Raw genomic sequence first — 25,460 nt, 5'->3', positions numbered from 1 at the left:
GAAGTTCGGGTCCATCGATTTGAAATGTGGCATTGGGCGCCCCTGCAAGTAGTGCGGCGACGACTCGGAGGGAAGGGATCGGTACGCGATGTCGCGTCGAGGCGAGCGCCTGCTCGACGCGGGTTGGCGCATTCGCTGCGCACGAGCGCCAAACCCTTTCGGATCAATGGTTTGCTGCCGTTAGCGGCCGGTTGTCCACAAGCTTGCCAACACAATCTGTGGAAAAGCCGCCCGTCGGGCGTGTGTCAGGCCGGCACCGGAAAGCGCACCGTCACGGTCAGCCCGCGCCCGCCTTGCGTCGTGCCGAGCGCGACGGTTGCGCGATGCTGTTCGGCGATCCGCTTGACGATCGACAGCCCAAGCCCGCTGCCCGACGACGTGACCGCCTGCGCGCCTTCGCCGCGATAGAAGCGCTCCCACACGTCCGTGCGCTCGGCTTCCGGAATGCCGGGGCCGTCGTCGGCGACTTCGAGCACGGGCGTCGCGCCGTCGAGACGCGCGGACACGTCGACGCGCGCGCCGACGCCCGCGTAGCGGATCGCGTTGTCGACGAGGTTGTTCAGCAGCACGCGCAACGTGTCGATGTTGCCGGCGGCCATCACCGGCGACGACACGATCGCGCCGAGGTCGATGCGGTGCGCATCCGCGACGCGCGTGCGATCGGCGACCACCGAGCGGCACAGCGCGGCGAGATCGACGGGTGCGGAGGTCGCGGCGGACGCCTGCGCGTCGGGTTCGAGGCGCGCGAGCGTCAGCAATTGTTCGGCGAGGTGGCCGAGGCGTGTCGTGCCCGCATGGATCTGCGCGAGGATCTGCTCGCGTTCGTCGGCCGTCGACGCGCGCCGCAGCAATTGCGACTGGATCGACAGCCCCATGATCGGCGTGCGCAATTCGTGCGCGGCATCGGCGATGAAGTGCCGCTGCAGCGTGAACGAACGGTCGAGCCGCGCGAGCAGGTCGTTGATCGCTTCGGCGAGCGGGCGGACTTCGTTCGGCATCGACGCGACGTCGACCGGCTCGAGATTGTTCGCATTCCTGCGCTTCAGGCCGGCCGCGATCGTGCGCAGCGGCCGCAGCCCCGCGCCGATGCCGAACCACAGCCCGATCGCGAGCACCGGCAGCATCGAGAACACCGGCCACAGCAGGTGCACCGCGATGCCCGCGATCGCTTCCCAGCGCGCGTGGCGCGCCTGCGCGAGCCGGATCGTCGTGCCGCCGCGTTCGGTCACGTAGGTGCGCCACGGCTGGCCGCCGACGTCGACGCTGCCGATGCCTGTCTGCGCGGGCGGCGGCAGCGCGGACTTGCGATCGGTCGAATACACCAGCGTGCCGTTGCGCCAGACCTGCAGCAGCACGGCGTCGGGGTCGCCTGCCTCGAATTCGTGCTTGCCGTCGCGATGGTTGCGGAACGACAGTTCGCCGTTCGGGCCGACGACGATCTGCTTCGACATGCTGCGCATCTGGTCGTCGAGGAGATCGTCGAGTTCGCGCAGCGCGCCCCAGTAGGTGCCCGCGCTTGCGACCAGCCCGATCACGCACGCGGCCGGCAGCAGCCACGTCAACAGGCGCCGCCGCAGCGATGCGCTGCGCCAGCGCGCGATCGCGTGTTGCAGACGCATCATGCGGCGTCACCGATCCGGTAGCCGACGCCGCGCACCGTGCGGATCATGTCGTGGCCGAGTTTCTTGCGCAGGTTGTGGATGTGTACCTGCACCGCGTTGCTCTCGATTTCCTCGCCCCAGCTGTACAGCCGTTCCTCGAACTGTTCGCGCGAGATCACGGCGCCGGGGTCGCGCATCAGTTCGTGCAGCAGCACGAACTCCTTCGGCGACAGCGTGACTTCTTCGTCGTTGAGCCAGACCAGGTGCTTGACCGGATCGAGCCGCAGCGGGCCGATCGCGAGCGTCGTCTGCGCGCGCCCTGCGTGGCGGCGGTTGACCGCACGAATGCGGGCGAGTAGTTCCTCGAGCACGAACGGCTTGACGAGGTAGTCGTCGGCACCGCTGTCGAGGCCGGCGATGCGGTCCGGCACGCCGTCGCGCGCGGTGATGATGATCGCCGGCAGGGTTTCGTCGCGGCGGCGCAGCGACGCGAGCACCGACAGGCCGTCGCGGTTCGGCAGCCCGAGGTCGAGCAGTAGGAGGCCGTAGCCGGTCGAGCGCAGCGCGAGCGTCGCGGCGTCGCCGTCCTTGACCCAGTCGACCGCGAAGCCTTCCTGTTTGAGGCCCTGTTCGAGCCCGCTGCCGATCAGCGGATCGTCCTCGACGAGCAGTACGCGCATGGATTCGTGTCTGTTGGCGGGCGTGGGCGCCCGGGGTTCCCATGATAAGCGCAGGTGTCTTAGGCCGAGCTTAAACACGGGCGCCTGCGTGCGTTCGCGCACCGGAATGTTGCGACGGCATGCCGCGGCGCACGGTCTTCAGCTTTGCTTAATCTTACGGTCCGTAATCTGAGTGCGTCGCGTTCAACGGAGCGCGACGCACTCGAAAAAATGGAGGAACGAGATCATGAAACACCTGACGAGAATCCTGGCGGTCGCGCTTGCGGTGCTGCCCGCCGCCGTCTACGCGCAATACACGGGGCCGTCCGCGCTGACCACGACGACCGTGAAGGAACTGCTCGCGAACGGCAAGGACGACCAGCACGTGCAGTTGCAGGGGCACATCGTCAAGCATGCCGGCGGCGAGGACTACGAGTTCGCCGATGCGACGGGCACGATCCGCGTCGAGATCGACCACAAGCTGTGGGCGGCCGGCCAGCCCGTCAGCGACAAGAACGAAGTGAAGCTGACCGGCGAGTTCGAGCGCAAGTGGTCGGGCAAGGTGAAGGTCGACGCCGATCACGTGGAAGTGCTGCGCTGACCGGTGCACCGGTGTGCACGGGGCCGGTGATACCATGGACGACCGGTTCCCGTTCTCACCAAGATGGCTGCCAATTTCGATGAACTCGCGTCCCGGATCCGGGCGCAATTTTCCGAACTGAGCCCGCAATTCCAGGCGGGCGCTGCATTTCTGCTCGATCATCCCGACGAGGTCGCCACCTCGTCGATGCGCAAGGTCGCGCAGCGCGCGCAGGTTCAACCCGCATCGCTCGTGCGGCTCGCGCAGCAATTCGGTTTCCCCGGCTGGAACGAGCTGCGCGATCTGTGCGTCGCGCGCGTGCGCACACGTCCCGAGCCGCTCACGCAGCGTGCGCGTTCGCTCGTGCGGCCCGACGCGAAGGCGTCGCTCGCGCACGACCTGCTCGCCGCACAGCAGCACAATCTTGCCGCCACCGCCGCACAGAACGGGCACGCGCTCGCGGACGCCGCGAAGCTGATCCGCAAGGCGTCGCACGTGCATGTCGCGGGGTTCCGGTCGTGCTATCCGGTGGCGTTCGGTTTCGTGTACGGCTACCGGCTGTTCCGGCCGACCGTGTCGTTGCTCAACGGTGTCGCCGGCTCGCTCGAGATGGAGTTGCGCACGATCGCGAAGCAGAGCGTGACCGTGATCATCAGTTTCGCGCCGTATTCGGCGGAAGCGACGCGCGTCGTGCAGGCGGCGAAAGCGCAGGGCAGCAGGATCGTCGCGATCACCGACAGCGCGGTGTCGCCGATCGCGCTGCATGCGGACGCGCAGCTGATCTTCACGCACGACAGCCCGTCGTTCTTTCCGTCGCTGGTCGCCGCGCATGCGATGGCCGAGGCGCTGGTCGCGCAGTTGCTGGCGCTCGAAGGCAGCGATGCGATCACGGCGCTCGAGCGCACGGAAGCGGAACTGCATGCGAAGGGCGCGTATGTCGTGTAGCCGCACGCGCGGCTTCCACTGTCTTCCGCTCACGTTTTCTCCTTGATCCGACGTAACCGATGACGTTCACCTACGACGTGACCGACGTCGGCGACGTGAACGTTCGCAAGCAGATCGCGGCGCCGCTCGTCCGGTTCAACGAAAGCCAGGCCGGCCCGGCCGACTTCCGGCCGCACACCGCGCCGCGCGCCGGCCCCTGACATCCGCATCGATATTTCATCGCGACCTGAACCGTCGCGGTACCGCGCGCGCGTATGCTGGCGTCTCCATTCCGAGGAGACGTCAATGTCCGATTCCAACGTGCAGTTCCGCCAGGCCGAAACCTTCCGCGCGCTGCACACGCGCCCCGGCGCCTTCATCATCCCGAACCCGTGGGATGCCGGGTCCGCCCGGCTGCTCGCGATGGCCGGCTTCGAAGCGCTCGCCACCACGAGCGCCGGTTTCGCGTTTTCGAGAGGGCGGCCCGACAACGCGATCGGCCGTGACGAAATGCTCGCCCACATCGCAGAGATCGTCGCGGTGGGCGGCCTGCCGGTCAGCGCCGATCTCGAGAACGGCTTCGGCGACGCGCCCGACACGGTCGCCGAGACGATCCGCCTGGCGGCCGGCGCCGGCGCGGTGGGCGGCTCGATCGAGGATGCGACCGGCCGCGCCGACGCACCGATCTATCCGTACGACGCGGCGGTCGAGCGCATCGCGGCGGCGGTCGACGCGGCGCGCGCGCTGCCGTTTCCGTTCACGCTGACCGCGCGTTGCGAAAACTACCTGCACGGCCGCCACGACCTCGCCGACACGATCGCGCGGCTGGTCGCGTACCGCGACGCGGGCGCCGACGTGCTGTACGCACCGGGCGTGACCGATCCCGACGAGATCGCGGCGCTCACGCGCGCGGTCGGCGCGCCGGTCAACGTCGTGATGGGGCTGCAGGGCGGGTTGCTGAGCCTCGAGACGCTCGCGGCGCTCGGCGTGAAGCGCGTCAGCGTCGGCGGCGCGCTGGCGCGGGCCGCATTCGGCGCGTTCCTGCGCGCCGCGACGGAAATGGTGCGCGACGGCACGTTCACGTTCACGCAGGCGGCGGTGCCGGGCCGCGACCTCAATCGCTGGTTTTCGGCGCCGGACAATTCGCCCGTTCAGTTCGAACAATAAGGGCCGGTGAAACGTGGGAACGTTTCCAACCGAAAGCTGATTGACGGTAATCAATCGAAACTGCTGCCGATTTGAAGTTCGATGACGGCGCGAAAACCATCGATTATTCTCCGTATTCCGGCGGTGCGACCGGAACCGGCACGCAAGCCACGCCGGTTCTGGCGTCAGCCGCCCGCCACGCGAACCGGTGCCGCATATTGTTGCGATTTTCCGGTCGCTGTTTTTTTTCGTATTCGGGAGTTGCCGGTTATTTATCGGATTGGTAATCTCCCGCATATCCGAATGACCTGCCAGCGGGCCGCCGGAAAATGAATATATAAAAAATCGAGAGAGCGATGACAATCCGAGAAAATCACCGCAGTGGCGTTCGCGTCGGCGATGTCGTGACGCTGAAAACCGGCGGGCCGCGCATGACCGTCACCTACGCGGGGCCGGTCGTGTTCGACGATGCCGACTGGCTGATCTGCCAGTGGTTCGACGACAGCGGCCACTTCCGGCAGGAAATGTTTCATCACGAAACGGTAGTGCCCGAACCGCGCGCGATTTCCGCCGGGCGCGTCCGCGTGCGCATGCAGGGGCACCGCTACCGGTCGGCAGCCTGACGACGCGCCCGTCGCGGCACCGCGCCGCTTGCCGGCCGCAGGTTGCCGCATCGCCGTGGCCCGCCGTGCCGGCATGCCGACGACATCCACGACATTTCACGTCAACCCGAAACATGCGGCGGCCCGGCGCGCCGATACTGCACGCATGAACCCGACCCATCCGATTGCCGCGGTCACGCACCGCGATCCCTACCCGTATTACGCGACGCTCGTCGACGGGCCGCCGCTTGCGTTCGACGCCTCGCTCGGCCTGTGGGTCGCGAGCCGGGCGGCGAGCGTGACGGCCGTGCTCGGCCACCCGGCGTGCCGCGTCAGGCCGCTCGATGCGCCGGTACCGCCCGCGTTGCGCGGGTCGACGGCGGGTGCGCTGTTCGGCGAACTGGTGCGCATGAACGACGGCGCATTGCGGCACGACGTGCCGAAGCAGGCGCTGCGCGCGGCGTTCGCGCCGATCGATGCGAACGCGTTGCGCGAACGGGCCGCCCAACTCGCCGGCAGCCGGCTGCGCGCGCCGTATGACGCCGATGCATTGAACGTGTGGTGCCTGACGGTGCCCGTTTGCGCGGTCGCCGATCTGCTCGGCTTCGACAGCGCGCAACTCGACGATGTCGCCGCGCTGGTCGTCGACTTCGTCGCCGCGCTGTCGCCGCTGTCGGACGACGCCGCGCTGGCCCGCGCGAGCGAAGCCGCGCGGCAACTGCTCGACCGCATGACGGAACGCGTCGCGCGCACGCATGCGCAGGACGGTTCACTCGTCGCCGCGGTTCAGCAGGCGGCCGGCGCCGCGGGCTGGCACGCGAGCGGCGCGCTGGTCGCGAATCTGGTCGGGTTGCTGTCGCAGACGTGCGAGGCGACGGCCGCGTGGCTCGGCAACGTGCTGGTCGCATGGGATGGCACGGACGGCGAACGCGCGATGCCGGATACGGCCGCCCTCGACGCATTCGTCGCCGAGGTCGGCCGATTCGATGCGCCGGTGCAGAACACGCGCCGCTTCGTCGCGTCGCGCACGACGATCGACGGCGTGACCGTCGATGCCGGTGCGGCCATCCTGGTCGTGCTTGCGGCGGCGAACCGCGATCCGGCCGTGCATCGCGAGCCGCACCGACTGCTGCCGGGCCGCGCGCCGGGGCCGAACTTCGGGTTCGGCACGGGGCCGCACGGCTGTCCGGGCGAGCGGATCGCGCGGGCGGTCACGGCGGGGGCGTTCGGGGCGTGGTTGCGCGCGGGCGGTGACGCGCCGCGCGACAGGCTGGTGTGGGACTACCGGGCCTCGACCAATGTCAGGATGCCGAAGTTCGGCACGGCGAGGTAAGCGGAAAGGCGGGACTGCCTAGCGGCAACCTTGCTTCTCGGCCCATTGTTGCTGGGCGGCGACGCGGCGTTGGACGCGTTCGACGAGACCGGTCGAGAAGGTCCGCATGCTGATGCCGCGGCGCTTCGCGAGGATGGTTTGCGCGACGTCGGTCTGCGGGTTCGGCTGGCATGCCCAGTACAGCGTCATCAGCCAGCCGATGCCCGTCCACGCGAACAGCGCGTTGAACATCGCGATCGTCAGCTTGTCGTGCCGGCTGCGCCGATCGGCGACGATGGCCGGAAGAAAATAGAGCGCGATCGCTGCGACCGAACCGGCCACCTGAATCAGGACTGTGTGTTCCATGTTGCTGCTCCGTCCGAACTGCAATGAGGCTGATTGTCGCGCTTTTTCCGTTCGTGTGCCGGCAATTGATTGTTGCGTTTTCAATAACGATCAGCGCATGGCGACGCCCTCAGGCTGCACTTCGTTGCTCAACGCGAAACCTTCGTCGAGCCAGCCCGTGACGCCGCCGATCATCAGCTTCACCGGGCGGCCGAGGCGCGCGAGCCGGATCGCCGCGCGCGCGGCGCCGTTGCAGTGCGGGCCCGCGCAGTAGACGACGAACAGCGTGTCGGCCGGATGGTCGGCGAGCTTGCCGGCGACGATCTTGAGGTGCGGCAGGTTGCGCGCGCCGGGCACGTGGCCCGCGGCAAACTGCTCCGGACCCCGGACGTCGAGCAGCACGAAATCCGGCGCGCCGGACGCAAGCGCATCGTGTACGTCCCAGCAATCGGTCTCGAAACGCAGCGATGCTTCGAAGTGCGCGAGGGCGGTGGCGCTGTCGGCGGCGGGGACGTCGGTGACGTATGACATGAAAGGCGCTCCTGAAGGACGGCGCGGAATGCGCCGGAATGAAGGGCAGTATCGCGGTTCGGCGGCCGTCGCGGCAGTGGCGCGATCGACAAGTTCCGGTAACATCGCGCCATGCACAATCATCTCGTCGTCGCGCTCGCCTACGAGCGCCTCTGCACCTTCGAGTTCGGCTGCGTGGTCGAACTGTTCGCGCTCGAACGCCCGGAACTCGGCGTCGACTGGTATCGCTTCGCGGTCTGCGCGAGCGAGCCCGGGCCCGTGCGCGCGGCGGGCGGCATCACGGTCGCCGCGCCGTACCGGCTCGCGATGCTCGATCGCGCGGACACCATCGTGATTCCCGGCTGGCGCGATCCGGACGAGCTGCCGCCGGAGCCGCTGCTGAAGAAGCTGCGTGCTGCGCATCGCCGCGGCGCGCGGCTCTGTTCGATCTGCTCGGGCGTGTTCGTGCTCGCGGCGGCCGGCGTGCTCGACGGGCTCACCGTGACCACGCACTGGCGCTACGCCGAGCGCCTGCAGGCGCGCTATCCGGCGCTGCGCGTGAATCCCGACGCGCTGTACGTCGACGAAGGGCAGATCGTCACGTCGGCCGGCTCGGCGGCGGGGCTCGACATGCTGCTGCATCTCGTGCGCCGCGATCACGGCGGCGCGATCGCGAACCGCGTCGCGCAGCGCCTCGTGCTGCCGCCGCATCGCGACGGCGGCCAGGCGCAGTTCGTGCCGCGCCCGGTCGCGCCGGGCGGCAGCGACCGGCTCGCTAAGCTGATCGACTGGATGCGCGCGCACGCGGCCGAGCCGCACACGCTCGCGTCGCTGGCCGCGCAGGCCGCGATGAGCACGCGCACGCTGCAGCGGCAGTTCGCGGATGCAACCGGGATGTCGCCGCTCGCGTGGCTGATCCGCGAGCGCGTGAACGTCGCGAAGGACATGCTCGAAGCACATCCCGGGCTGTCGCTCGCGCAGATTGCCGCACGCGCGGGGTTCGGTTCCGAGGAGTCGTTGCGCCGGCATTTCCGGCGCGTCGCGGCGACGAGCCCGGCTGCGTACCGGCGCGGGATGGATCGCGGTGTGAGGTCCACGGACGCGTGAGTGGTGCGTCTTTCCGCGCCGCGGCGGAACGAGTCCGTCGTTTGCTTCTTGTCGACTTCGAGCACGCGTAAGATGGCGATCGCCGTGCGGCGACCGTAGATGCGGCGCCGCCATTCCCGCTCGCAACGACAACGACAACGACAAGGACAATCATCATGGGCCTGCTGGGCAAGCTGTTCGGAAAGAAAACGCGTGACGAAGCGGCAGCGCCCGCGCGTTCCGCGCACGACGCAGGCGGAGCGCCGGAAGCAACGGAAGGATCCGACGATACGAACGAACAAGGCGGCCCCGACATCGCGCCGGAACTCGCGCCCGCGCTGAGGGCATTCCAGGCCGGCCGGCACGAGGCCGCGATCGCGGCCGCCGCGCCGCACGCGGAGCGGCTGGCCGATGCGGCGCGCCTCTGCGCGCTTTCATACTCGGCGATGAAGCGTTACCGGGAAGCGTTTCCGTACTGGCTCGCGCTGTTCGACCATGAGCCGAGCGCGCACAACGCGGTGCAGCTCGCGACGACGTCGGTGATGTGCGACGAAGTGGAGCGCGGCGAAGCGTGGATGCAGAAGGCCGCCGAGGTCAATCACGACACGCACGAGCAGTCCGACGTCGCGGCGCGCGTGAACTTCATTTCGGCGCTGATGCAAGGCGGCCACCTGCGCGAGGCGCTGCCGCATCTCGCGTGGGTGCGCGACGTGTACGGCCACGTGCGGATCACCGATTCGACCTTCCTCTACATGCGCGGCATTCCGTTCTTTTCGTCGTTCCTCGAGAACAGTCTCGAGATCCTGAAGGCCACGCAGCCGGCCGACGCGATCGCGCCGTGGTACGGGGAACTGAAGGGCAAGCTCGACGAAGAAGGCGAAGCGCAGCTTGCCGCGTGGGTTAATCAGTTGCCGGCATGACCGGCCGGTTCATCGCGCGTCGCGACGCCTGCCGCATCCTGCCGGCGCGGCGTCGCGGCGCGCATGCTCAGCGCGTGTTGGTATTGCGGGTATCGCGCGCGGTTTGCTTGATGCACGCGATCCGGTACACGCCGTCCTCGACTTCGACGCCATGCGTGTCGTGCGTGAAGCCGGGGAAGCGCAGGTCGTACTGCTCGAGCGCCTTCAGGTAACCGAGCAGCGGGCCGTCGGCCGGCCCCGCGTTTTCGCCGGGCATCAGCAGCGGAATGCCCGGCGGATAGGGCACCACGCCCGTCGCGACGGTGCGGCCCGCCATCTCGGCGAGTTCCAGCATCTCGATGTCGTTGTGCACGAGATGCTCGTACGCCTCGGCCGGGCTGAAGTCGGGTTGCGGCAGCGTCGAGAAGCCGCGCGACATCATCTCGGTCGTCTTCAGGTCGCTCATCGCGCTGAACATCAGGTCGCACAGGTCGCGCAGGCCGAGCGTGCCGTAGCGGTCCGGATAGCGCGCGACGAGCTCCGGCAGCGCCTGCTCGAGCGGCGCGTTCGCATCGTAGTCGCGCTTGAAGTCGAGCAGCGTGTTGACGAGCGTGCCCCACTTGCCCTTCGTCACGCCGAGCGAGAACAGGAACAGGATCGTGAAGTCGGTCGTCTTCTCGACGACGATCCCGTGCCGGTCCAGGTACGCGGTGACGACCGACGCCGGAATGCCGACCGGCATCAGCCCGCCGTGCGGCGCGACGCCAGGCGTGACGATCGACACCTTGATCGGATCGAGCATGCAGTAATCGTCCTCGATCTCGCCGAAGCCGTGCCATGTTTCGCCCGGATGCAGCACCCAGCATGACGGATCGGTGGCGAGCAGCGTTTCGTCCGCTTCATGGAAGCGCACGCGCCGGCCCGTCTTGCGATCGACCACGGTGTCCGGCTGCCAGCCGTTGAAGAACCAGTCGTCGTTCTCCTCGCATTCCGCATGCAGCCGCGCGAGCATCCGGCGGAACGACACGGCCTCGCGGATCGCGTCGGTGGTCAGCGCCTCGCCGCCGGGGCCGTCCATCATCGCGGCGCTCACGTCGTTCGACGCGATGATCGCGTAGTTCGGCGACGTCGATGCATGCATCATGTACGCCTCGTTGAAGCGCGCGTGCTCGATCGGGTTGCGGCCGTTGCGGACATGGATGAACGACGCCTGCGACAGCGCGGCGAGCAGCTTGTGCGTCGACTGTGTCGCGAACACGGTCGGCTTGCTCGCGTCGTGCTGCGACGGATCGCCGTGCATCGCGTGGCGATCGCGGTAGATCGGGTTGAAGCGCGCGTAGCCGTACCATGCCTCGTCGAAATGCAACCGGTCGACGCTCTGGCCGAGCAGTTCCTCGATGCGCGTGACGTTGTAGCAGAGGCCGTCGTACGTCGAGTTCGTGATCAGCGCATGCACGGGCGTCGGGTCGATGCCGTCGCGGCCGCGCACGAGCGGGTTCGCGTCGATCGCGAGACGCACGGCGGCGGCCGTGAGCCGTTCCGGCATGATCGGCCCGATGATCCCGTAATGGTTGCGCGACGGAATCAGGTAGGTCGGAATCGCGCCCGACATCGTCATCGCATGCTCGGCCGACTTGTGGCAGTTGCGATCGCACAGCGCGACCTGGTTGCGCGTGACGCTCGCCATCAGGATCACGCGGTTCGACATCGACGAGCCGTTCGTCACGTGATACGTGCGGTGCGCACCGAACACGCGCGCCGCGTAGCGTTCGCTTTCGCCGATCGGGCCCGAGTGGTCGAGCAGCGAGCCGAGTTCGCCGACCGAGATCGACAGGTCCGAGCGGAACAGCGCTTCGCCGAAGAATTCGAAGTACGCGCGGCCGACCGGCGATTTCAGGAACGCGGTGCCGCCCGTGTGGCCCGGCGTGTGCCACGAGTATTCGTAGACGCGCGAGAACTGCGCGAGCGCGCGGAACATCGGCGGCAGCACGGTTTCGCGGTAGCGTTCGATCGCGGCGACGATCCGCCCGCCGATGAATGCGGTCGTGTCCTCCAGCATCCAGATGAAGTCGTCGGCCTTGCGCATCGCGTCGACGGGAATCGCCGCCGCGCTCGCGCGGCTCGCGAGCAGGAACACCGGCACCGTCGCATTGCGCGCACGCATCGCGTCGAGCACGGCCTGCGCCGGCGCATGGCCGGGATCGTTGCCGAGCTCCCAGTTGAGCAGCAGGCACTGGATCGCGGGATCGGCGTCGACCACCGCGCGTGCGTCTTCGGCTGAGGTCGCGATCACGACGTCGACGAGCCGCGTGCGCAATTCTTCGACGAGCGCGGTGGCCGCGCGTCCGGTGGCCGTGCGTTCGTCGATGTCGTGCTGCACGAGCAGCGCCTTCATGCCGAGGCGGCGGAACGCCGGTTGGGTCAAGGAAGCGGTCATGGGTCATTCCCCCGTTTGTTGAGTTGCCGGGATGCCTGCTGCGGCGGCCGGCGAGCGTGCGTGAAGGCGGGCGGCCTCGTGTTGGCCGACGGAGATCCAGAAGGCCGCGACGAGCGCGACGATGGTCACGCCGAGCGCGAGGTAGCGCACCCAGCGCGGCGAGCGGCCGCCCGGGTGGACATGGGTTTCCTCGATTTCGCGCTGGCGGTTGATCGACAGCTCGTAGAACACGATCGTCGCGATCACGAAGATCAGCGACCAGCGCGTCTGCTGGCCGTCGGAGCCGACCATCGCCCACAGCGCGTAGACGGCGCCGATCAGGCCGACGATCGTGTAGAAGGTGAACTGGTGCGACGGCATCTTGCCGTAGCCGAGCACCTTGATCGCGATGCACGAGTAGATGTACGGCAGCAGCGTCATGATCACGGCGATCGACGCGATCTTGCCGAACTGCTCGCTCGCGCTCGGCGACATCGTCGCGAGCACCTGCACCGACATGATGACCGCGACGATCGCGAGGCCCGCCGACGGCACGTTCTTCGAGTTGACGCGGGCGAACACGCCGGCGAACAGGCCGTCGTCGGCCGCGGCCTTCGCGGTCTGGCCGACCAGCAGCGTCCAGCCCGCGAGCGAGCCGAGGCAGCCGAGCGCCGCGCAGATCGCGACCGCGTTCGCGGCGGTGTCGCCGAGCGCGAGGCGCGCGGCATCCGCGAACGGCGCGCTCGACGCGAGCAGCGCCTTGTTCGGGATCATTCCCATGATCACGGTCGAGCTGAGCACGTAGCAGACGGCCGCGAGCACGACGCCGCCGACGGTCGCGATCGGCACGTTGCGCGACGGGTTCTCGACGACGCCGGCCGACACCGACGCGCTCTCGACGCCGATGAACGCCCACAGCGTGAAGTTCAGCGTCGCGCCGATCGCGCCGAAGCTGCTCGCGCCCGACACGTTCCAGCCGGCGAAGTACACGTCCTTGCTGAACCAGAACCAGCCGAACACGGCCATCCCGAGGATCGGCACGAGCGCGAAGATCGTCGTGACCGACTGCACGCGGCCGACCACGTTCGGCCCGAGGATGTTCGCGTAGGTGAACAGCCAGATCACGAAGATCTGCGCGAGCGCGAACACGAGCGGGTCGTGCAGGACCGGGAAGAAGTGCGTGAGATAGCCGAGGCCGGCGACCGCGAGGCCGACGTTGCCGAGCACGTTCGCGAGCCAGTAGATCAGGTTGGTCTGGTAGCCGATGTACGGGCCGAAGGCCTTGCGCGCATACGCATACGGGCCGCCGGCGGCCGGGTCGATCGCCGCGAGCTTCGCGAACACCAGCGCGAGCGACACGGCGCCGACGACGGTGATCAGCCAGCCGAAGATCGCGATGCCGCCGGTGGCGGCGAGGTTCGCGGGCAGCATGAAGACGCCGGAGCCCATCATGTTGCCCGCGACCATCAGCGTGGCGGGGATGACGCCGATTTTCGGCGCGGCGGTCGCGGCTGGCGCGGCGGCGGAACGGGAGGAGGACGAGCTGGCATCGGACATGCGAGGCTCCTTGAATGGTCGTGATGCGGTTGAGGTGGCGCGGCCCGGCGCCGGTCGACGATTCCGGAATGGATCGTCGTTTTATTGAACGACAGCATCTTATATCTTAATTAGGTTTGAATAAGGGTAAGCGATACAATTTAATATCTTGAATATTGATGTCGATCATTGAAAAGGGTGAAACGCTTTGGTGCGGATGACGGTGGCTGCACCGGGGCGAATGGCCTGTATGGGCCGTCCGGACGGTGGTTCCGGGGTGAAGGTGAGATGCGGGTCAGGTTGAACGGATAATCGATTTTTGCCGAACCGGTTAATTCAATTTGCGGGCTGAGTGAGTCGTCAAACCCTGATTGAATTAGTCGGTTATTATCGAGCGCTCGAAATGCGCTCGCCCGCGCCATTGATTACGTCTACCGAACGGTGATTCCGATGACGATGCTGCCTTCCCGCCTGCCGCTGATCCAGGCTCCGATGGTCGGTTCCCTGAGCCCGCTGACGATTGCGGTCTGCGAGGCGGGCGGGCTCGGCTCGCTCGCATGCGCGGCACTCGGCCCGCAGCAGTTGCGCGACGAAATCGCGGCGATCCACGCACGCACGCCGGCGCCGTTCAACGTCAACTTCTTCTGTCATGCGCCGCCCGCGCCCGATGCCGAGGTCGACGCGCGCTGGCGCGCGGCGCTGGCCGGCTACTACGCGGAAGCCGGGCTCGATGCGGCCGACGTGAAGGGCGGCCCCGGTCGCGCGCCGTTCGACGACGCGATGTGCGCGGTCGTCGAGGAACTGCGCCCGGCCGTCGTGAGCTTCCATTTCGGTTTGCCGGACGAAGCACTGCTCGAACGGGTGCGGCGCACGGGCGCGTTGATCGTCTCGTCCGCGACGACCGTCGAGGAAGCGCGCTGGCTCGATGCGCGCGGCGTCGATGCGATCGTCGCGCAGGGCGCCGAGGCGGGCGGGCATCGCGGGATGTTCCTGACCGACGACATCCACGCGCAGCCGGGCCTGTTCGCGCTGCTGCCGCAGCTCGTCGACGCGGTGCGCGCGCCGGTGATCGCCGCCGGCGCGATCGCCGATGGCCGCGGCATCGCGGCCGCGTTCGCGCTCGGCGCACGCGCGGTGCAGATCGGCACCGGCTACCTGCTGACGCCGCAAGCCGGCCGCTCGACGCAGCACCGCGCGGCGCTGCGGGCCGCACGCGACGACGGCACGCGCGTGACCAACCTCTACACGGGCCGCCCCGGACGCGGCCTGCTGACGCGCTTCATGCGCGAGCAGGGGCCGATGAGCGCGCTTGCGCCCGCGTTCCCGCTCGCGACGGCGGCAGTCGATCCGCTGCGCGTCGCGTTCGAGCGGCAGGGGCGCGACGATTTCTCGCTGCTGTGGTCGGGCGAGGCCGCGGCACTCGCGCGGGAAGAGGATGCCGGGGTGCTGACCCGGCGGCTGTGGGACGACGCGATCGCGTGCGCGGCGGGGTTGTGCGACGCATTCCCGCAGGCCGTTTGAGCGGGTGCGCGACGCGCTGCGGGAAACGGGCCCGAACGGGCCCCGAATACGGCACGGAAAGCGCCCCGGGGCGGGGGCATCGGCGTATCATCCGGTTTTTCGTCAGCCCTATCCAGGCACCCCACCATGACCTCCGTCGACACTACCCCCGTCCTCGACCATGACAAGCTCGTTACCTTCGTCGAGCGCAAGTGGAACGATGAAATCCTCCACGCACTGACCGACTACATCGCGATTCCCGCGAAGAGCCCCGCCTTCGACCCCGACTGGGCGAAGCGCGGCTATCTCGAACGGGTCGTCACCGATGCCGCGCAGTGGGCCGAACGCCAGCCGGTGAAAGGCCTGAAGCTCGAGATCGTGCGCTTGCCCGGCCGCACGCCGGTGATCTTCTTCGAAACCCCCGCAACCCGCTCGGGCAGCACCGACACGATCCTGCTGTACGGCCACCTCGACAAGCAGCCCGAATTCGACGGCTGGCGCGCGGACCTCGGCCCGTGGACGCCGAAGTTCGAGAACGGCAAGCTGTACGGCCGCGGCGGCGCGGACGACGGCTACGCGATCTACGCGAGCCTCGCCGCGCTCGGCGCGCTCGACGAGCAGGGCGTCGAACGCCCGCGCTGCGTCGGCCTGATCGAGACCTGCGAGGAGTCGGGCAGCTACGACCTGCTGCCGTACGTCGATGCGCTGCGCGACCGGCTCGGCCAGGTGTCGCTCGTCGTGTGCCTCGATTCGGGCGCCGGCAACTACGACCAGATGTGGCTCACGACGTCGCTGCGCGGGCTGGTGTCCGGCGACCTGCAGGTCGAGGTGCTCGAGGAGGGTGTTCACTCGGGCGTGTTCGGCGGCATCGCGCCGTCGAGCTTCCGCGTGATGCGCCAGCTGTTCGAGCGCCTGGAAGACGCGAAGAACGGCAACCTGCTGCCGGGCGTGTTCCATTGCGAGATTCCCGACAGCCGCGTGCGCGAGGCCGACGCGGCCGCCGCGATCCTCGGCGACGCCGTGTGGAAGGGGCTGCCGTGGGCATGCGGCGCGGACGGCAAGCCGGTGCTGCCGACCACCACCGATCCGCGCGAGGCGCTGTTGAACTCGACGTGGCGTCCGTCGCTGTCGGTGACGGGCGCGGCCGGCCTGCCGGCGCTCGCCGACGCGGGCAACGTGCTGCGTCCGCGCACCGCGTTCAAGCTGTCGCTGCGCCTGCCGCCGCTGGTCGATGCCGCTCAGGCCGTGCAGCAACTGAAGGAACTGCTCGAACTCGATCCGCCGTACAACGCGAAGGTCACGTTCAAGCCGGATGCGGGCGCCGCGACCGGCTGGAGCGCGCCGGATCTCGCGCCGTGGCTCGCGTCGTCGCTCGACGCCGCGTCGCGCCGCCACTTCGGCGCGGACTGCGCGTACATGGGCCTCGGCGGCACGATCCCGCTGATGAACGTGCTGCAGGCCGGCTTCCCGTCCGCGCAGTTCATGGTGTGCGGCGTGCTCGGGCCGAAGTCGAATGCGCACGGCCCGAACGAGTTCCTGCACGTGCCGTACGCGAAGAAGCTGACCGCGGCGGTGGCGGACGTGATCGCGTCCGCGCGCTGAGCGTTCGCGCCGTCTGTCCCGACCCGACCGGATCCAACCCGACCTGACGGAGCCTTGCCGATGACCGCGCTGCCGACCCCCGATACCGACCCGCTGCGCATGCGCGCCGAACCGCTGCACGCGTTCGTCGCGGCACTCTGGGAGCGGGTCGGCAGCAGCGAGCGCGAGGCGCGGCTCGTCGCCGATCACCTGGTCGGCGCGAATCTGGCCGGGCACGATTCGCACGGGATCGGGATGATCCCGAACTACGTCGCGTCGTGGCGGGAAGGGCAGTTGCAGTTGAACGGGCACGCGTCGATCGTCCGCGACGGCGGCGCGGTGCTCACCATCGACGGCGGACGCGGCTTCGGCCAGGTGATCGCATTCGAGGCGATGGTCGAAGGCATCGAGCGCGCGCGACGCATGGGCATCTGCGCGATCGGGCTGCGCGACGTCCATCACCTCGGCCGCATCGGGCACTGGGCCGAGCAGTGCGCGCGCTCGGGGCTCGTGTCGTTCCATTTCGTCAACGTGCCGGGCGACTTGCTCGTCGCGCCGCTGCACGGCACCGATGCGCGCTTCGGCACGAATCCGTTCTGCGCCGCGTATCCGCGCGCGGGGCGGCCGCCGCTGCTGCTCGATTTCGCGACGAGCGCGATCGCTTACGGCAAGACGCGGGTCGCGTACAACCAGGGCAAGCGCGTGCCGGCCGGGTCGCTGATCGATCATCGCGGCCAGCCGACCGACGATCCGGCCGTCATGCACGAGCAGCCGTTCGGCGCGCTGCTGCCGTTCGGGCTGCACAAGGGGTATGCGCTGGCCGCGATGTGCGAGATCTTCGGCGGCGCGCTGGTCGGCGGGCATACGACCTACGGCGACACGCTGCAGAAGACGAGCGCGATCGTCAACGGGATGCTGTCGGTGCTGATCGATCCTGACGCGTTCGATGCGGCCGATGCGCAGCGCGAAGCCGATGCGTTCGTCGAATGGGCGAAGGCGTCGCCGCAGGCGGGCGATGCGCCGGTGCGGATGCCCGGCGAGCCGGAGGAGGCGAGCCGCGCCGCACGCGGCGTGGACGGCATTCCGGTCGATCGCGCGACGTGGCGGCAGATCCGCGAGAGCGCGGCGGCCGTCGGCTTCGACGACGCGGAACTCGACGTGTGGACACGGCGCTGCACGGAGCCCGCATGAGCTGGCAATCGGAGAAGGCGCACGGCGAGGAGATCGCGTACCGGCTCGCGCCGCTCGGCAAGGTAGAGGTCGCGCGGTTCTTCAGCGGCGCCGCGATGCGGCTCGACGGCGTGATGTTCGGCTTCATGTCGCGCGGGTCGCTGTTCCTGCGCGTCGACGACGTGAACCGTCCCGCGTTCGTGGCGGCAGGGATGGGGCCGTTCTCGTATGAGCGCCCTACGCGCACCGTTGCGCTCGAGGGTTATTACGAAACGCCGGCCGACGTGCTGGAGGATGCGGGCGCGCTGTTCGACTGGTGCCGCGGCGCGTATCGGGCGGCGTTGCTGGCGGGGGCGCCGAAGCGCAAGGCGAAGGGGAAGGCGGCGCCGAAGCCGCCTGCGGAGCCGAAGACGGCAGCGGCGTCAACGCCGGCTGAGAAACGGAGTGTGAAGCCGGCTGCGAAAGCGTCCGCGAAACCTTCCGCGAAAGCGGCGCCGAAACCTGTTTCGAAACGGGCCACGAAATCCGTGGCGAAGCGCAAGTAACCGTAGCGCCGGCCGCCCATCGTCGCTGCGCGACGATTTACGTTGTCCTGAGTTTGCGACTCGCGAAGCGTGGGGAGATGCGCCAGATTCCTGCCAACCGCACGGGATGTACGAAAGCATCAACCTTGCCGAACCGTGCGTGCGTCATGCTTCACAACGGCGGCTACGGCGTTTATGATCGGCGCGGATCGCGTCCGCGTCTGGCGCGACCCGCGCCGGCCGTGTCGCCGGCCTCGCGAACGGCGCATCGAAAGCCGCGCGAATGATTCCCCACTCATCGTTCCAGACGGAGACAACCGATGCTCGTCCTGATTCTCGGTTTAGCGATCTTCCTCGGTGTGCATTCGATTCGGATCGTCGCGGACGGCTGGCGATCCGCGACCATCGAGCGGATCGGCGAGAAACGCTGGAAGGGCCCCTATGCGATCGCGTCGATCGTCGGCTTCGTGCTGATCATCTGGGGTTACGGGATCGCGCGCCAGGGCGGGACGCTGCTGTGGGTGTCGCCCGTCGGCGTTCGCCATCTCACCGGCATGCTGACCGCGATCGCGTTCGTGCTGATTGCCGCGTCCTACGTGCCGCGCAACCGCATCAAGACGCTCGTCGGCCATCCGATGGTGGCCGGCGTGATGGTATGGGCGATCGCGCACCTGCTCGCGAACGGCACGCTGCACGCGGTCGTGCTGTTCGGCGCATTCTTCGTGTGGTCGCTGGTCGATTTCGTCGTGTGGCGCGCGCGCGATCGCCGCAACGGCGTCCGCTATCCGGCCGGCAGCCTGTCGGGCGATGCCGTGACGATCGTCGCCGGGCTCGTCGTATGGGCCGTCTTCGCTTGGTTCCTGCACGGCCCGCTGATCGGCGTGCGGCCGTTCGGTTGAACGCGCGCGCCTGCAAGCATTGACGAGCGGGGCGCGCAGGCCGCCCGCCGCGCCCGCGAATCCGCCGCGACATCGAGGCGGGCGCATTGCCCGCCATCGCTCGGCGCACGGGGCGCCTGCCGATCGATGGCGAGTTCGTCGCGACCGACGGCATGCGTGCCGTCGGCGCGATCGGGGCGCGCGCGTCAGATCGGCTTGACGAACAGCCCCACGGTCAGCGCGGCGCCGATGCAGACGATCGCGATCCGCAGCACGCGTTCGTTCACGCGGTGCAGCGCCCACGCGCCGAGCAGGCCGCCGACGATCGCGCCGCCGCCGAGCGCGATCGCCGCCTGCCAGTGGAGGTGCGGCGAGGTCAGGAACAGCACGACCGCCGACGCGTTCATCACGCCCGCGAGTGCGTTCTTGGTCGACATCGCGTGACGCGGCGACAGGCCGGCCATCGTCAGCGCGGCCATCATCAGGAAGCCGATGCCGCCGCCGAAGTAGCCGCCGTAGATCGCGATCAGGAACTGCGAGATCGCGGCCGTGACGGGGCCGACATGCTGCGTGCCGGCGCCGGTCTTGCGGAAGAAGCTGCCCCATGCGAACACGACCGTCGCGAACAGCACGAGCCACGGCACGAGGTGCGAGAAGATCGACGACGGGGTTTTCAGCAGCAGCAGGCCGCCGAGCGCGCCGCCGACCACGCTGATCGCGAACAGCGCGCGAAACGACAGCTTGCCCGCGCCGCGCACCATGTTCCGGCTGGCCCAGCCTGTCGTGACCTGGCCGGGAAACAGCGCGACCGTCGACGTGATGTTCGCCGCGAGCGGCGACATTCCCGACACGATCAGCGCGGGCAGCGTGACGAACGAGCCGCCGCCCGCGAGGGCGTTTTGCAGGCCGGCCCACAGGCCGGCGACGATGATGAGGGCGAGCATTGGTGCGGAAGCGGAGAAGTGGCGGGGCGCGCGGGTACGCGCGGCGGACGCCCGATGGTAATGCAGGATCGCGGCGGCGCAAAGCGGGCCGGCGCGCAGCGTTGCAGGGGGCGCGGCTGATCGACGTGGGCGTTGCGTCGGGCGTGATGCTTTCGCGCCGTTTCGCGTTTCGCCCGCGCCGTTACGCACCCGACCGGTGTCGCGTCACGCGTTCGGCTGCGTGTCGGCGTTTCCGCTGGCGCATCGCCTTCGACGTCCGGATAGACGATCGTACCGTCGTCCCGGATCACCGCGCCGGCAGTAAGACGCGTGGGCTCCACGCGGTTCTTGCCCATGATGTGCAGCACCGTTTCGCCGTGCGCGATCAGGTAGTCGGACACGATGCGCCGATGACAGCGCCACGACATGGCTTCCGAACGCATGATCGTGCAAAGCTGCCGGTGCCCTTGCGCGATCAGCTGTCGAGGCCCGCTCGAAACTCGGGCGACAGCGCGTAATCGGCGTAGCGATGGAAACTGCGGTTCGTCCAGAAGTCGTTGACGTCGTCGGGCACGCCGAGCGACTTGCCTCGCAGGCCGCCGAGTGCGGCGATGTGCTCGTAGGCGATGGCGGCCGCGGCCAGCTCGCCGGGAAGCGTTGCTTCGTTGAACTGCGGATTCGTGCGCGAACGCGTCATCTTCCGGATATCGGCGAGCAGCGCGATGTCGGACGCGTCGAGCATCTCGATGAACGCGTCGAGCGTGCGGTTCGAATGGCCGATCGTGTAGAACGGGAGCGCCACGAATCGTCCTTGCCGGCAACGCGTTCGAGCACGTGCCCGCGGTGCGCGGCGATGTGGTCGGTGCGGTCGCTCCTGATCTCGTATTGCGGATCGTCGGGCGATGCGTGTTCGCGATGAGCCTTGTAGTCGAAATCCTGCGTGTGGATCGCGATGGTCGTGCCGGTCACGTAACCGGCTTCGGAATTCCAGCGGACGTGGTCGCCCGGCTTGAATGGCGTCGTCATGCGGGGAGCCTCGTTGCATCGGTGCGGTGTCGTCGGTCGTTGCCGTACGCGTTATCGGCGCTCGCCGGGCATGGAAAAAGATACGGGCGGCGGGGGCGTGCCGGGCTGCGGACGCAAGCGTCGTGCCGGCGCCCTGCGAGCCTTCATTTTCCCAACGACGACGATCCCATCCTCCCGCTTGCCTCCGTGAAATTGACGTGCTAATTTTTCATGAAATTGGACGACTGAAATTTCACGGGAGCCCGCATGTTCGTGCAGTCCGACCGTCACGTCGCAAGCTACTACGCCGGCACCTACCCGGCGCCGATCCCGCGGCGTCCCGAACTGGACGAACGCATCGACGCCGACGTGCTGGTCGTCGGCGCGGGCTTCAGCGGGCTGCACACGGCGTTGCGCCTGGCGCTCGCGGGCAAGCGCGTGGTGGTGCTCGAAGCGAGCCGCGTCGCGTGGGCCGCATCGGGCCGCAACGGCGGACAGGCGCTGCTCGGCTGGTCGTGCGACATGCAGCCGCTCGAGGATTCGCTCGGCCGCGACGGCGCGCGCATGCTGTGGGACAGCATGCGCTGGGCCGCGGCCGAAGTGCGCGAACTGCCCGCGCGGCACGGCTTCGACATCGACTATCGGCCCGGCAGCCTGTGGGCCGCGGTGCGGCCGCGTCGCGTTGCGTTGCTCGCACAGGCCCGCGACGAAGCCGCGCAGCGCTGGGGCTACGACCGGCTGCGCGTGATCGGGCAGGACGAGATGCCCGAATGGATCGGCAGCGCGCGCTATCTCGCCGCGCTCTACGATCCCGAGGCCGGCCATCTGAATCCGCTGAAGCTCGCGCTCGGTCTTGCGCAGACGATCGAACGGGCCGGCGGCCGCATCTTCGAGCAAAGCCGCGTGCTCGACTGTCGCGAGACGGCCGGCGGTCACGTCGCACGCACCGCGCAGGGCGAAGTGCGCGCGGACGTGCTGGTGCTCGCGTGCAACGCGTACGTCGACCGGCTCGATCCCGAACTGTCGCGCCGGTTGCTGCCGGTCGGCACCTACCAGGTCGCGACCGCGCCGCTTTCGGCGGACGTCGCCCGCTCGCTGCTGCCGCGGAACAGCTGTGTGATCGACAACCAGTTCGTGCCCGACTACTTCCGCCTGAGCCCCGACAACCGCCTGCTGTTCGGCGGCGGCTGCACGTATCTCGGCGGGATTCCGGCCGACATCGCGGCCGCGACGCGCCCGCATCTCGAACGCGTGTTCCCGCAACTGGCCGGCGTGCCGCTCGACTACGTGTGGGGCGGTCACATCGACATCAGCATGCGCCGCACGCCGGACATCGGCCGCCGCGGCCAGCGCTTCTGGCTGCAGGGCTTCTCGGGGCACGGCGTGCTGCCGACGCTCGCCGGCGCGCGCGCGGTCGCCGATGCCGTGCTCGGCGACGATCGCCTGCTCGCGCAGTACCAGCGCATCCGCAACCCGCGCTTTCCCGGCGGCGACCGCCTCGCCGCGCCGCTGGAAGCGATCGGCAAGGCCTGGTACCGTTTGCGCGATACCGTCTGACGTACCGGAACTCATCATGAACGAACAGGAAGAGATAGAAAGTCTGGCGATCCTGATCCGCGACCTGCGCAAGCATCGCAAGGTCACGCTCAACGATCTCGCGGAACGGATCGGCCGCTCGGTCGGCTTTCTGTCGCAGGTCGAGCGCGGGCTGTCGCGCCCGACGGTCGCGGATCTCACCGCGATCGGCGAGGCGCTCGGCGTGCCGACCACGTATTTCTACAGCCTGAGCAAGCCGCGCAGCGTGCCGTGGGTCACGCGGCCCGACGAGCGGCGCACCGTGTATTACGCGGCCGGCATCACGGACATCCTCGTGTCGCCGAACATGCGCTCGCGCTTCTCGATCCTCGAGAGCCATCTCGCGCCCGGCGCGAGCAGCGGCGAGCGCTCCGTCGACGACAGCGACGAGCAGGGCGGCTTCGTGCTCGAAGGCGAGCTGACGATCTGGATCGACGGCGACGACACGCCCGTCACGCTCGGCCCGAACGACGCATTCCAGCTTCCCGCGCACAAGCGGTTTCGTTACGCGAACCTGGGCGACGCGCCGGCGCGCGTGATCTGGGTGTTCACCTGAGTTCGCCGGCGGGCGGTCCCACGGATCGTCGCGCCGTGCTGCTGGTTTGCAGTACTGATCGACATCGGGCATGTGACGTGCCGCATGCCGATGAGTCCGGTTCGCCGCGCTGCGGCACCGTCATACAAGACATGGAAAGGATGAGACATGGCTGACGTCGTTCCCGTGCTGGTCGATGAAGTCCGCGCATTCCGGCAGGCGCATCCCGAGATCCGTTATGTCGACCTGATCTGTCTCGACCTGCCGGGTCATTTCTACGGCAAGCGTTATCCGATCGATGCGCTCGAGAAGGTCGCGTCGGGCTCGTTGCTGAAGCTGCCGCAGAACTGCGTGCTGCTCGGCACGCAGGGCGGCCTCTACAAGATCGGCGATTACTGCTTCAACGACGGTGACCCCGACGCGCCGCGCCGCCTGATTCCCGGCACGCTGAAGCCGGTGCGCTGGGAGCGGCAGCCGCTCGCGCAGATGCTGATCAGCTCCGACGGCACGGACGCGCCGATCGAGTTCGAGCCGCGCGAGGTGCTGGCGCGCGTGCTGCGGCGGTTCGCGGCGCGCGGCATCCGGCCGGTCGTCGCGTTCGAGCTCGAGTTCTACCTGTTCGCCGCGCAACTCGCGGACGGGCTGCCGCAGTATCCGCGCGACCGCTTGAGCGACGACCGCGACGACCAGCCGAACATGCACATCGAACGCCTGTCGCGGTTTTCCGATGTGCTGCACGAGATGGTCGAGGCCGCGCGCGAGCAGGGCGTCGACGCGACGGTGATCACGGCCGAGCTCGGGCCCGGCCAGTTCGAGATCAACTTCGGCCATACCGACGACGCGCTGCGCGCGGCCGACTGGTCGGCGCTGTTCTGCCGCAGCACGCGCGGCGTCGCGCTGCAGCACGGCTATCGTGCGAGCTTCATGGGCAAGCCGTACCTGCATGCGCCGGGCAGCGGGATGCACGTGCACGTGAGCCTGTATGACGACGCGGGCCGCAACCTGCTCGCAGCGGACGCGCAGCGGCCGCTGCGGCATGCGGTGGCCGGCTGCCTCGCGCTGCTGCCGCACTGCATGCCGGTATTCGCGCCGAACCACAATGCGTTCCGCCGCTACGGCTCGATGGTGAATGCGGCGAGCCGTGCAAGCTGGGGCTTCGAGGATCGCGACGCGTGCATCCGGATTCCGGAATCGGATGCGCGCAATCTGCGCATCGAGCATCGGCTCGCGAGCGCGGACGCGAATCCGTACCTGGTGCTCGCGGCGATCCTGTCCGGGATGGAGCATGGGCTCGACGCACGGATCGAGCCGATCGCGCCGCTCAACGACGATCGCGGCAGCGGGATCGATTTCCCGAAGGAGATGCTGTCGGCCGTCGCGGCGATGCAGGATCACGTGGCCGTGCGCGACGGGCTCGGCAGTGAATTCGTGATGGTGTATTGCGAGAACAAGCGGCAGGAGGAACTGGATTTTCGCAACGAGATCGGGGCGCGCGAGTATCGGTGGTTTCTTTGACGTGCTGCGCCGACCGGCGCGGACTATGGAAGTGCGCGCCAGTAGCGCACTTCGTCGATCGACGTCCCGTCGATGTCGAACGTCTTGATGTCGCTTTCGGCGACGAAGCCTTCACGTTCGTAGAACGCGCGCGCGCGGCGGTTCTCGACGATTGCCCAGAGCGACACCCATGCATGCCCCCCGTCGTGCAGCGACCGGCAAGCATGCCGGACCAGCGCCTTGCCGATTCCTTTGCCGCAATGCAGCGGATGCAGATAGATCGCGTGGATTTCACCCCACGCGCGATCCTTGTCGGCGTCGCGCGTCGTGCCGTACGCGACCCAGCCCGTCACGCCGTCTGCGTCGAATGCGACCGTGACGCGCGTTTCGCCTGCCGCGAGCGCGTGGTGCCAGAAGTCGGTACGTTGTTCGACCGACAAACCTGCAAGGAACGACGCCGGCATGATGCCGTCGTAGGTTGCCCGCCACGATGCGACGTGGATCGCGGCGATGGCTGCGGCATCGGCCGGCGTGGCTGTGCGGATGGCGATCGTGGTCGTTTTCGAGGGCATGCGTGCGTGGTTTGACCGGTTGCGGGATACAACGATGAAGCAGCCCCGTTCAACGCCGTGAATCGGGCGTGCATGCAGGTGCGGTGT

At 68.4% G+C, this 25,460-nt stretch carries 23 protein-coding genes and 3 pseudogenes; 16 read left to right on the top strand and 10 right to left on the bottom strand.

What is annotated here, in order from left to right:
* Positions 1-245: 245 nt before the first annotated feature.
* Both DIE12_RS25430 and DIE12_RS25425 read right to left on the bottom strand, forming a co-directional pair.
* The gene (locus DIE12_RS25430) at positions 246-1,622 is read right to left on the bottom strand and encodes an ATP-binding protein (protein WP_124522453.1); all 1,377 of its coding nucleotides are present in this window, start codon (positions 1,620-1,622) and stop codon (positions 246-248) included.
* Positions 1,619-2,281, bottom strand: coding sequence for a response regulator (locus DIE12_RS25425; RefSeq protein WP_044847907.1), 663 nt, complete (start codon positions 2,279-2,281; stop codon positions 1,619-1,621). Before DIE12_RS25425 ends, DIE12_RS25430 begins: the two co-directional genes overlap by 4 nt.
* Before the next feature lie 226 nt (positions 2,282-2,507).
* Here DIE12_RS25425 and DIE12_RS25420 point away from each other — a divergent pair, with 226 nt between their 5' ends.
* From DIE12_RS25420 to DIE12_RS25395, 6 genes and pseudogenes are all read left to right on the top strand, one after another.
* Positions 2,508-2,861, top strand: a complete 354-nt coding sequence (locus tag DIE12_RS25420) for a YgiW/YdeI family stress tolerance OB fold protein (protein ID WP_124522451.1) — start codon at positions 2,508-2,510, stop codon at positions 2,859-2,861.
* A 63-nt stretch (positions 2,862-2,924) separates the two neighbouring features.
* Entirely contained in the window at positions 2,925-3,785 is an 861-nt protein-coding gene (locus DIE12_RS25415; protein WP_124522449.1) for a MurR/RpiR family transcriptional regulator, read from the top strand.
* Between the two features lie 59 nt (positions 3,786-3,844).
* Positions 3,845-3,958: pseudogene (locus DIE12_RS25410) on the top strand (GNAT family N-acetyltransferase); the annotation flags it as partial.
* Between the two features lie 112 nt (positions 3,959-4,070).
* Entirely contained in the window at positions 4,071-4,931 is an 861-nt protein-coding gene (locus tag DIE12_RS25405) for an oxaloacetate decarboxylase (protein WP_124522447.1), read from the top strand.
* Between the two features lie 335 nt (positions 4,932-5,266).
* Positions 5,267-5,533, top strand: a complete 267-nt coding sequence (locus DIE12_RS25400; protein WP_044847912.1) for a YodC family protein — start codon at positions 5,267-5,269, stop codon at positions 5,531-5,533.
* A 145-nt stretch (positions 5,534-5,678) separates the two neighbouring features.
* Positions 5,679-6,845: a cytochrome P450 gene (locus DIE12_RS25395; RefSeq protein ID WP_124522445.1), complete on the top strand. Its 1,167-nt coding sequence runs from the start codon at positions 5,679-5,681 to the stop codon at positions 6,843-6,845.
* 18 nt (positions 6,846-6,863) lie between these two features.
* Here DIE12_RS25395 and DIE12_RS25390 read toward each other — a convergent pair whose 3' ends face one another.
* Both DIE12_RS25390 and DIE12_RS25385 read right to left on the bottom strand, forming a co-directional pair.
* Positions 6,864-7,190: a superinfection immunity protein gene (locus DIE12_RS25390; RefSeq protein WP_044847914.1), complete on the bottom strand. Its 327-nt coding sequence runs from the start codon at positions 7,188-7,190 to the stop codon at positions 6,864-6,866.
* Between the two features lie 90 nt (positions 7,191-7,280).
* On the bottom strand, positions 7,281-7,700 hold the full coding sequence (locus DIE12_RS25385; RefSeq protein WP_124522443.1) for a rhodanese-like domain-containing protein: 420 nt from the start codon (positions 7,698-7,700) through the stop codon (positions 7,281-7,283).
* Between the two features lie 111 nt (positions 7,701-7,811).
* On the opposite strand from DIE12_RS25385, the gene ftrA reads away from it, so the two are divergent.
* Together ftrA and DIE12_RS25375 are read left to right on the top strand one after the other, a co-directional pair.
* Positions 7,812-8,786: a transcriptional regulator FtrA gene (gene ftrA, locus DIE12_RS25380; protein ID WP_124522441.1), complete on the top strand. Its 975-nt coding sequence runs from the start codon at positions 7,812-7,814 to the stop codon at positions 8,784-8,786.
* Between the two features lie 155 nt (positions 8,787-8,941).
* Positions 8,942-9,685, top strand: a complete 744-nt coding sequence (locus DIE12_RS25375) for a hypothetical protein (protein WP_124522439.1) — start codon at positions 8,942-8,944, stop codon at positions 9,683-9,685.
* A 67-nt stretch (positions 9,686-9,752) separates the two neighbouring features.
* Here DIE12_RS25375 and DIE12_RS25370 read toward each other — a convergent pair whose 3' ends face one another.
* Entirely contained in the window at positions 9,753-12,101 is a 2,349-nt protein-coding gene (locus DIE12_RS25370; RefSeq protein ID WP_124522437.1) for an Orn/Lys/Arg decarboxylase N-terminal domain-containing protein, read from the bottom strand.
* Between the two features lie 3 nt (positions 12,102-12,104).
* On the bottom strand, positions 12,105-13,637 hold the full coding sequence (gene adiC, locus DIE12_RS25365) for an arginine/agmatine antiporter (protein WP_124522435.1): 1,533 nt from the start codon (positions 13,635-13,637) through the stop codon (positions 12,105-12,107).
* Between the two features lie 429 nt (positions 13,638-14,066).
* Here adiC and DIE12_RS25360 point away from each other — a divergent pair, with 429 nt between their 5' ends.
* The 5 genes from DIE12_RS25360 (at position 14,067) to DIE12_RS25340 (ending at position 19,290) form a co-directional block, all read left to right on the top strand.
* Positions 14,067-15,137: a nitronate monooxygenase family protein gene (locus DIE12_RS25360; RefSeq protein ID WP_124522433.1), complete on the top strand. Its 1,071-nt coding sequence runs from the start codon at positions 14,067-14,069 to the stop codon at positions 15,135-15,137.
* A 126-nt stretch (positions 15,138-15,263) separates the two neighbouring features.
* A complete protein-coding gene (locus DIE12_RS25355; protein WP_059506616.1) occupies positions 15,264-16,718 on the top strand; it encodes a M20 family metallopeptidase in 1,455 nt (484 codons plus the stop codon).
* A gap of 60 nt (positions 16,719-16,778) precedes the next feature.
* Positions 16,779-17,888 carry a malate/lactate/ureidoglycolate dehydrogenase gene (locus DIE12_RS25350; protein WP_124522431.1) on the top strand — a complete coding sequence of 370 codons (1,110 nt, stop codon included), beginning with the start codon at positions 16,779-16,781 and terminating at the stop codon, positions 17,886-17,888.
* The gene (locus DIE12_RS38960) at positions 17,885-18,412 is read left to right on the top strand and encodes a TfoX/Sxy family protein (protein WP_124522429.1); all 528 of its coding nucleotides are present in this window, start codon (positions 17,885-17,887) and stop codon (positions 18,410-18,412) included. The genes DIE12_RS25350 and DIE12_RS38960 overlap by 4 nt, the downstream gene beginning before the upstream one ends.
* Positions 18,413-18,711: 299 nt before the next feature.
* A complete protein-coding gene (locus tag DIE12_RS25340; RefSeq protein ID WP_044847924.1) occupies positions 18,712-19,290 on the top strand; it encodes an NnrU family protein in 579 nt (192 codons plus the stop codon).
* A 185-nt stretch (positions 19,291-19,475) separates the two neighbouring features.
* Here DIE12_RS25340 and DIE12_RS25335 read toward each other — a convergent pair whose 3' ends face one another.
* From DIE12_RS25335 to DIE12_RS25325, 3 genes and pseudogenes are all read right to left on the bottom strand, one after another.
* Positions 19,476-20,213: a sulfite exporter TauE/SafE family protein gene (locus tag DIE12_RS25335; protein WP_124485404.1), complete on the bottom strand. Its 738-nt coding sequence runs from the start codon at positions 20,211-20,213 to the stop codon at positions 19,476-19,478.
* Positions 20,123-20,934: pseudogene (locus tag DIE12_RS39105) on the bottom strand (DUF488 family protein). The gene DIE12_RS25335 and the pseudogene DIE12_RS39105 overlap by 91 nt, the downstream one beginning before the upstream one ends.
* A 59-nt stretch (positions 20,935-20,993) precedes the next feature.
* Positions 20,994-21,218, bottom strand: a pseudogene (locus DIE12_RS25325) (DUF2945 domain-containing protein); the annotation flags it as partial.
* 246 nt (positions 21,219-21,464) lie between these two features.
* On the opposite strand from DIE12_RS25325, the gene DIE12_RS25320 reads away from it, so the two are divergent.
* The 3 genes from DIE12_RS25320 to DIE12_RS25310 all read left to right on the top strand — a co-directional run bounded on the left by DIE12_RS25320 (position 21,465) and on the right by DIE12_RS25310 (position 24,822).
* Positions 21,465-22,754, top strand: a complete 1,290-nt coding sequence (locus DIE12_RS25320) for an FAD-binding oxidoreductase (RefSeq protein WP_124522425.1) — start codon at positions 21,465-21,467, stop codon at positions 22,752-22,754.
* A 16-nt stretch (positions 22,755-22,770) separates the two neighbouring features.
* Complete coding sequence (locus DIE12_RS25315) at positions 22,771-23,328, top strand: helix-turn-helix domain-containing protein (protein ID WP_044847929.1); 558 nt, start codon at positions 22,771-22,773, stop codon at positions 23,326-23,328.
* A 147-nt stretch (positions 23,329-23,475) separates the two neighbouring features.
* The gene (locus DIE12_RS25310) at positions 23,476-24,822 is read left to right on the top strand and encodes a glutamine synthetase family protein (RefSeq protein WP_124522423.1); all 1,347 of its coding nucleotides are present in this window, start codon (positions 23,476-23,478) and stop codon (positions 24,820-24,822) included.
* A 23-nt stretch (positions 24,823-24,845) separates the two neighbouring features.
* Here the strand turns inward: DIE12_RS25310 and DIE12_RS25305 are convergent, their stop codons facing one another.
* Positions 24,846-25,373: a GNAT family N-acetyltransferase gene (locus DIE12_RS25305; RefSeq protein ID WP_124522421.1), complete on the bottom strand. Its 528-nt coding sequence runs from the start codon at positions 25,371-25,373 to the stop codon at positions 24,846-24,848.
* Between the last annotated feature and the right edge of the window lie 87 nt (positions 25,374-25,460).

The organism is Burkholderia sp. Bp9015 (assembly GCF_003853505.1).
Classification (GTDB): Bacteria; Pseudomonadota; Gammaproteobacteria; order Burkholderiales; family Burkholderiaceae; genus Burkholderia.
Note: the sequence above shows the minus strand (reverse complement) of the source record. Positions and strands in the feature narration are given on the sequence as shown.